The sequence below is a fragment of the Mycobacterium sp. genome (assembly GCF_050701675.1).
Lineage (GTDB): Bacteria > Actinomycetota > Actinomycetes > Mycobacteriales > Mycobacteriaceae > Mycobacterium.
Window position 1 is genome coordinate 1 of the sequence record NZ_JBOGDD010000909.1, and the last position, 8,095, is coordinate 8,095.

At 64.0% G+C, this 8,095-nt stretch carries 8 protein-coding genes; 7 read left to right on the forward strand and 1 reads right to left on the reverse strand.

Going from position 1 to position 8,095, the window contains the following annotated elements:
• On the reverse strand, nt 1-671 hold a 671-nt coding region (locus ACRDUX_RS27495; protein ID WP_526418442.1), incomplete at its 3' end, for a MerR family transcriptional regulator.
• Nucleotides 672-1,406: 735 nt separating this feature from the next.
• Here ACRDUX_RS27495 and ACRDUX_RS27500 point away from each other — a divergent pair.
• From ACRDUX_RS27500 to ACRDUX_RS27530, 7 genes are all read left to right on the forward strand, one after another.
• Nucleotides 1,407-2,873 carry a YHS domain-containing protein gene (locus ACRDUX_RS27500; protein ID WP_526418444.1) on the forward strand — a complete coding sequence of 489 codons (1,467 nt, stop codon included), beginning with the start codon at nt 1,407-1,409 and terminating at the stop codon, nt 2,871-2,873.
• A 37-nt stretch (nt 2,874-2,910) separates the two neighbouring features.
• Nucleotides 2,911-4,155, forward strand: a complete 1,245-nt coding sequence (locus ACRDUX_RS27505; RefSeq protein ID WP_526418446.1) for a ferritin family protein — start codon at nt 2,911-2,913, stop codon at nt 4,153-4,155.
• On the forward strand, nt 4,152-4,469 hold the full coding sequence (locus ACRDUX_RS27510) for an MmoB/DmpM family protein (protein ID WP_526418448.1): 318 nt from the start codon (nt 4,152-4,154) through the stop codon (nt 4,467-4,469). The genes ACRDUX_RS27505 and ACRDUX_RS27510 overlap by 4 nt, the downstream gene beginning before the upstream one ends.
• Nucleotides 4,462-4,833 carry a (2Fe-2S) ferredoxin domain-containing protein gene (locus ACRDUX_RS27515; RefSeq protein WP_526418450.1) on the forward strand — a complete coding sequence of 124 codons (372 nt, stop codon included), beginning with the start codon at nt 4,462-4,464 and terminating at the stop codon, nt 4,831-4,833. Before ACRDUX_RS27510 ends, ACRDUX_RS27515 begins: the two co-directional genes overlap by 8 nt.
• A gap of 2 nt (nt 4,834-4,835) precedes the next feature.
• Nucleotides 4,836-6,122: an NADH-ubiquinone oxidoreductase-F iron-sulfur binding region domain-containing protein gene (locus ACRDUX_RS27520; RefSeq protein WP_526418452.1), complete on the forward strand. Its 1,287-nt coding sequence runs from the start codon at nt 4,836-4,838 to the stop codon at nt 6,120-6,122.
• Nucleotides 6,119-7,699 (forward strand): purine-cytosine permease family protein, encoded by a 1,581-nt coding sequence (locus ACRDUX_RS27525; RefSeq protein ID WP_526418454.1) that lies wholly within the window; start codon nt 6,119-6,121, stop codon nt 7,697-7,699. The genes ACRDUX_RS27520 and ACRDUX_RS27525 overlap by 4 nt, the downstream gene beginning before the upstream one ends.
• A gap of 60 nt (nt 7,700-7,759) precedes the next feature.
• Nucleotides 7,760-8,095, forward strand: a 336-nt coding sequence (locus ACRDUX_RS27530) for a cyclase family protein (protein WP_526418456.1), incomplete at its 3' end; no start/stop codon positions are given.

An 8,095-nucleotide genomic window follows, 5' to 3' on the forward strand; every position in this document is an offset into this window, starting at 1 on the left:
GCGGTGGACAGGTCCTCGATGCGCACACCCTTGTCGCTGTCGAACGCGCGCCGCTCGGTGGCGCGCACCAGCGGGGAATCGGGAAGTTCGTAGGAGTCGGTCATGATGCCCAGGACGTTGGTCTCGAACGTGGCGGCGATCTTCTGCAGCGATGCAATCGACGGAGCGGCGGACCCGCGTTCGACCGAGCTGATGTAGGACGCGCTCAGACCCGTCGACGCGGAGAGATCGCGTAATGTCATCCCACGCTGTTTGCGCAGTTCTCGGATGGTGTTGCCGACGCTTCGCGTATGCGATGCAGGTGAAGTCAGCGATGCCGGCACACCTGCCGAATGACCGGGTCCGTTGAGGATGCGGCGCACGCCTTCGGCGTTCACCCCTCCTGCCATCAACGACTGGATGCGCTGCATGCGCTCGATGTCGGCGATGCTGAAGACGCGGTACCCGGACGGGGTGCGAGCCGGCGCGATCAGGTTCTGTTGCTCCCAGGTCCGAAGCTGCACCGCGCTAGCGCCGACCATTTTCGCCGCCTGCTGGATGTACAGGCCCTGACCCTCACCGACTCCCAGCGTGGGACGGATTCGCTCGGCAACGGCCTCGGGAGCGGCGGCGCGGGGCGGCAGTTCAAACTGAGCGCCGCTGTGCGGTGAGGCGGCGATGCGAGACGTCACGACCCTCCTCTTGCCCTGCCGACGCGGTCCAGGGATCACTCCAGCGTAATACCCGCCGGCGCAGCTGCTATTGCTCGACACGGACGGACAACTGGCCGACGCCGAGGCAACGGCCGAGACGAAACACGATCGAAACGAACATCAACCCCCCTGAAACATCTGTGCTCTAACTTTGCAGAAATGCTGTAGAGCTCTCGTATCACCCGCTTCGTCAGAACCTTGACGCAATTGCACAAGGTTACCTCACCTATCCGAGAATGATTGGAGTCGTTGATGGACATTCGTCGATGCGCGCCGACGACCCGGGCCATTGCGTCCGCCCCTGCGGCGCCGACACATCATGTGAGCGGCGCGCTCTCCCCTTCAGTCGCCAACTGCACGCCGTTTCGTGACCGTGGGACATTACACGGCTTACACCCCACCACGCGTAACCGGCCCGAGCCGGAAACATTACATCTACTGCCCCAACGAGGGGTGTCACGACGAGATCGATCCGCCGTGCCGCCTCGACGTACGCCGCAGCTCAGGCGAGGCGGTGCGGCTCACCTCGCCGCGTCGGTAGCCCAAATCACACCGGCATCCGAAAGTGATCGTTGACACATCTCCTCGTTGTGCTCTAACTTTAAAAAACTCCACCAAGCTTCTCGCTCAAACTATCGGCATCATTCCAACCTTGATGCATTTCTACAAGGTTAGAACACAGTCGGTTTTCAACCCACTCGAACGGAGCACGCAATGAAGACTCGCGAGCAGTACCAACGCCTCACCCACTCGCTGCACTGGGACCCCACCTATGTGGGCGAGGACGCCTACATCCCCGTCGAGTGGCGCACCGCCTGCACCATGCCGGACTGGAAGAAGTTCAACGACCCCTTCCAGATTCTGTTCGAGGACTACATCCGCATCCAGGCCGAGAAGGAGGACAAGTTCCATGCCGTGCGCGACGCCGGCGCCCGCTTCGGTCACATCAGCAAGGTCGACCCGCGCTGGGTCGAGGCAATGAAGTCATTCAACACCGCCCTGACCTACAGCGAGTACTACAACTACCGGGGCCACGTGCGGGTTGCCCGCTTCGCCCCGGCCCCAGCGATCCGCATCGCTTCCATGGTCCAAGCGATGGACGAGCGTCGTCATGCCGAGGAGGCCATCTATCAGGCCAAGGACTACGTCAAGCATCACAAGAGCGGATTCCTGCTACCCAAGGACCGACTCACCTTCTTCGAACGGCACTGGTACTTCCAAGGTGACCGGTCCTTCTTCGAAGACCTCATCACCACCGACCCCATCGAAGCCATCATCGGCACCAACCTGGTGTTCGAGACCGCGTTCACCAACCTGCTGTTCATCGCCGCCCCAGCCGCCGGAGTTGCCAACGGCGACTTCGGATTCGGTCAAGCCCACCTGACCATCCAGAGCGACGAGACCCGGCACATGGCGCTGGGTCAGTCCGTCGCCCGGGCGATGCTCCAGAACGACGACACCAACCTCGCACTCATCCAGGACTGGCTGGACAAGTGGTTCTGGCGTTGCCACCGGCTGCTGCTGGCCGTGGTCGGACCCGTGCTGGACTACTTCCCCAAGAACAAACCCATCTCCTACAAGGAAGCCTTCCGCCGCTACGTGCTGGAGGACTTCATCCAGGGGTACGTCTCGGAACTCTCGCAGTTCGGCCTCAAACCGCCGCGCCACCTCGATCAGGCCCTGGCCGAGATCGAGCACGGCTCGCACAGCATCTGGCGCGGCCTGTACGCCTCGCGTAAGGATTTGTGGTTCGACGTGCACCAACCCACTGCCGAGGACCTCGCCTGGCTGCACGACAAGTACCCCGCCTTCGGCGACACCCACGCACCGTTCTGGCGTGCGGTGGCCGACGGCGCCAACGTCGACGCCGACACCTCGCCGATGATCTGCGACGTCTGCCAGTTCCCATGCGTGTTCCCCGAACCCGCCCACGCGGTCGCGCTGCCGACCGACTTCGACGGACGTCGCTACTGGTTCTGCTCGGAGGGTTGCCAATGGATCTTCGAGCGCGAACCCCACAAGTACACCCGCACCACCGAACCTTCGGCGCTGCTGCTGGCCGACAAGGATCCCGCCTGGGTGGCGCAGTTCCTCAATATCACCCCCGACGGCACACCGCTGGGCGGAACGCGCGCACCGGAGGGCTATTTCCCCGCCATGCCCGTGCCAGCCACCGTCTGAGCATCACCAACAGCCACGCGAACAAGGAGATACATCCATGCTGGTCTACTCACGGGTGCTCGGTGAAGCCGCACCGGAAGCCTTTGTCCTATCCGATGACGACCCCACCGTCGCCGACCTGCTGCAACGCGCGTCAACGGCGGGATCGGCCAAGGGCCGCCTGGTGGAACTCGATCTCGACGGCGCAGTGGGCGGTGCCAAGCTGCGCGATCTGGGCATCGATGACGGCGCCCTGGTCGCCCTGCGACCGATCGGTGAACCCACGATCGACACCACTCCCTCGGCCGGCCCCGACCTGGACCCCGAGACACTGCGCGTGCCCAACACCGACAAGCGCCGACTCACCGAATACGAAGAGGTCACCCGGCTTCTGCAGTGGCACGAACCGTTCCACATCGACGGGGGCCGACCCTCACAAACCGTGTGGACCGGAAACAGCACCACCCTGTCGTGCAGCGACTGGGAGGCCTATCGAACCCCCGACAAGCTGTATTACCGCACGTACACCACCCGGCAGGCAAGAGCAGGCCGCAGCGTCGAGACGGCCTTTGGTTTCGCCGAAAAGGACGCCCAGCTCGCTGCCGTGGATCCGGCCCGGGTCGTGCTGATGCGCGAGGTGGTCGGTGCGCTGCAGTATCCGGATTGGGGGCTGTGCGTATCGCATCAGAACACCACGCGCTTCGCTCTCTCGTCGTGGATCGCAGGTGCCACCTCCTTCATGATGTTCGACGAGTTGCGCCACGCCCAGATGTACGGACGATTGGCGTTGGCGTACGGCGAGCACCATGACGGATTCGAGGACCAGCGTCCGGCGTGGATGGACGCGCCCCGCTTCCAGCCGACCCGGCGCCTGGTCGAGGAAGTCATGGCGACGCTGGACTGGGGCAAGGCGATCATTTTCGGAGATATATTCTTCGAACCTCTCAACACCGCTGCAGCCCATGCACTTCTGACAACCGGCAGTCTGACCGCCGGCGACGGCCTCACTCCCTTCGTCTGCAACTCGATCGAAGACGACAAGGTGCGGCACCGCGAGAGCGCGGCGGCCTTCCTGCGACTGGTGTGCCAGGACGAGGCCTACGGACCCGCCAACCGTGACCTCATCGGCGACTGGGTTGCCGAACTGCTGCCCCGCGCGTTGACCGCTTCCAAGACGCTGCTCGGCGACGACGGCCCACCCGACGCGATGAACGAGGCGATGACGTGGATCACCGCGCAACTCGAGACCGTCGGAATCCCTTTCGCTGCAAGTGATCTGAAGGAAGAGGAGCTCTCGGCATGAGCGCACACGTAGCGAGGTCCGTCGTCGGGATCGAGATGATGGCCGGCGAGGAATGCGACGCGATCGTCGCCGCAGTCCTGGAGGACGTACCGAACGCCTCCGTCGTCCACATGCCCGGAATGGTCCTGCTCGACGTGCCCGACCGGATGGTGTTGCACGCCAACGCTGTCACCGATCACCTCGGGCGCGATTGGGACAGCCGCGACCTCAATCAAGTCGTCTCTGCCTACCGCGGCTACTTCACCCGCTGGGACGCCGAACAGGTGGTGCTGAGCTGGGACGCTGACGATCAGGGAGACGACGAGCGTGTATGAGGACTTCGGCTCCGATGAGCGAATCATTCACGTTTGTGTCAATACGGACTGCGCAATGAACGGATCGGAGGCGATCCGCGACCGGTTGCGTGCCGTCGTCGACGAGACGAACTCTGATCTGGAGATCAACGACTACGTGTGCTTCGCAGCCTGCGAGCAGGGCCCCAATCTGCTCATCGAGCACTCCCGCGCTTTCTACAGCGAAGTCAAGCTCCAGGACGCCGAAGCCATCGTCGCCCACGCTGAGGGAGGCCAACCGGTCGCCGCGATCGACCGCAGTAGCTCCTTCATCGCACGCAAGATCTTCAACATGCTCGACGCCGGCTTCAAACCCGGTGACCTGAGCCTGTCCTCGGACATGTAGCTATGACGCACCAGAGTCTTTTGCCGGCGCGGCATCTCGACCGTGCTGCCTACACATGCGGGGGCGGCTATCGCGCCCTCGACGACGCCACGGCCGATCCCGAGCGCGCCCGTCAGGCCCTTCTTACGACGGATCTGACGGGCCTGGGCGGGGCTCACTTTCCGCTGGCCAAGAAAGTCGCCTCACTCATGGAGGTGCCGGGGCCCCGAGCTGTGGTGTGCAATGCCGCCGAAGACGAACCCGGCAGTCGCAAGGACCGCACCCTGCTCAGCCGCAACCCGCACCTGGTACTGGAGGGAGTCCTGATCGCTGCAGCAGTCCTGGACGCCGCGGACATCGTGATGTACGTCAGCGAATCCGCCATGGAGGCCACACAGGCCGTACTCACCGCAATCGAGGAAGCCACCACTGCGCCAGCTGCCCCTCAAGCGAAGCGACTACGCGTCGTCGCGGCCGGAACTCATTACGTCGCAGGCGAAGCCACCGCCGCCGTCGATGCCATCAACGGAGGACCCGGCAAGCCCACCGGCCAACCTCCCTATCCCACCGAGCGCGGTATCGGCGGCCTGCCCACGCTGGTCGCCAACTGCGAAACCCTCGCCAATCTGCCCCGCCTCATCCGAGCCGCCTGGACCGGCGACGCACCGATTTGGACTCGCCTGGCGACCGTCACCGGCGACATAACCGCGCCAGGTGTCTACGAGGTCAACCCGGCCACCGACACATTTGCCGACCTGTTCGACCGCGCCGGTCAAGTCACCGGATCGGGACGGCTCAAGGCCTTTCAGCCCGGTGGGCCATCCAGCCGCTTCCTGGGTGCCGGATCAGCCGGGGTGTTGGTCGACGACGATGCGATCCGCGCCGCCGGATCGCAACCAGGTTGCTTCGCGGTGCGGGTCATCGCCGACGGGACCTGCATCGTCGAAATTTGTCAGGAGATCACCGGTTTCTTCAGCCGCGAACAGTGCGGACAGTGTCCGCCCTGCCGGATGAAGACGCAGAACTACCACCGCACGATCCAGACGATAGCTAGCCGCAAGGGCAAATGGGAACTCCTCGACAAACTGTCCATCGTCGACGAGTTCGTCTCCGACATGCCCCACCGCTGCTCCCTGATCAACATGCCCGCACCGCCAGTCGTATCAGCCCGCGACCTGTTTCCCGACGACTTCGCCGCCCACATCGACGGTAGAGCCTGCCCGTTCACCGGGCCCGCCGATGCGCTCATCCAGCCCAATGATGCGCTGATCCAGCACACCAACCACCTTCCGCGAGGAGCACAGCCATGAGCAGTGAGACATCCCCCAACCCTGGGGGCACCGACCAGGTCGGCCGCATCGAGACCCGCGGTGTCGACTACATCCCCGAAGCCGAGCGCCATTCCCGCCCACGGGAGCTCACCTGGGTATTCTTCGGCACCCAATTGTGTTTCGGCATCATCGTTTTGGGCTACCTTCCCGTCTCGTTCGGATTAGGCTGGTGGGGATCGATCACCTCGACCCTTGTCGGTCTGCTGGTCGGCTCGGCGCTGTTCGCCCCGCTGTCACTTCTGAGCACCCGCACCGGCACTAATAGCGCGGTCAGCAGCGGGGCGCACTTCGGTGTCGTCGGCCGCATCGTCGGCTCCCTCGTCGGAATCTTCACCGCCATCGGCTTTTACGCCCTCACGGTGTGGACCGGCGGCACTGCCCTGGTCCAGGGACTGCACAAGCTGTTCGGGATGCCCGCCGGCAACGCCCAACTCGTCGTTGCCTACGCCGTCATCGCTATCACCACCTTGATCGTGGCGATCTACGGACACGCCAACGTCGTGCTCGCCAACCGGATCCTGATACCCACGATGGGTGTACTGCTCCTGGTCGGGGTTGTGCTGCTGGCCCATAAGTTCACTACCTCACCGCCCACCCCGGAACTGCTGCTGGGAACCTACCCGGCCACGTGGCTGCTCAGCGCAACCACCGCGGCGTCGCTACCGATCTCGTACTGCCCGTACGTGGGTGACTACACACGCTACGTCTCGGCCAAGCGGTGGAGCCAGCGGCGCATCGCGTGGTCGGCCGGCCTCGGGATGTTCGTCGGCACCGCGGTGGCATTGTGCTTTGCGATCTACGTGGCGATGACCTTTCCCGCCGACGTGACCGACTGGGTGACCGGCTTGGTCGAGGTGTCCCCGGTCGCCGGAGCCGTGCCGATCGTCGCGATCGCCCTCGTCGGATCCTGCGCGCAGGGGGCGCTGTGCGTGTACGGCACCGGCTTGGACACCTCCTCGATCTTCCCCAAGCTCAAGCGGGTGCCAGCGACCCTGCTGATCGGCGGCGCCGGAACGGCACTGGTGTTCGTCGGCTCGTTCGCCTACAACTTGGTCTCGGCCGCCAGCGCATTCCTCATCATCCTGATCGTCGTCACCGCACCCTGGCTGGTGATCAATCTGCTGGGCTACGCGTTCTGCCGCGGCCGCTACTACGCCCAGGACCTGCAGGTGTTCAACCTCAACCCCCGCATCGCCGGTGGTGCCTACTGGTTCAGCCACGGCTGGAATCTCGCTGCCATGCTTGCGTGGATACCGGCCACGATCATCGGCATCCTGTTCGTGAACACCACCCTCTACGTCGGGCCGTGGGCCAACGCCGCGGGAGGTATCGATCTCAGCTTCATCTCCGCGGCGGCGATCGGCGGCCTGCTCTACTGCGTGCTGGTCCGCGTCATCCCTGACAGCCTTGTCGTCCCCGCCGTGGTCAGCGAAGAAGACGACGCGCGCCGGCTGCAGCAGTTGCTCACCTCGGCAACCGTCACCGACTCCGCTGGAGCCGCCCGTCCTCGACAGAGCCCCGCTCTCGACGCCAGCGGCGTCGCCGAGTTCACTTGAATCCCAACTTGTTTCACGCTATATAGCGCACCACATCACAACACACCAGGAGGATGACAAATGACCGCCATTGATGACCCCAGCACCACCCGCAGTTACCCACGCTTCGGCGCCGAGGTAATGCAACGAAGAGTCCGAGTCGTCGACCTGACCCGCGAGATCTTCGAAGGCATGCCCATGTGGTTCGGGCATCAGAAGACCTTCATCAACACCAACCAGACCCACGACCAGTTCAAGACCACCTACAACACCCACCTCGGATTCGAGGCACACAACCTGCTTATCAGCGAACACGCCGGCACCCACACCGACGCCGTCTTCGAATACGACCCCCACGGGCCCACCATCGACAAGTCCCCGCTGGAGTACTACTACGGCGAAGCGATCTGCCTGGAT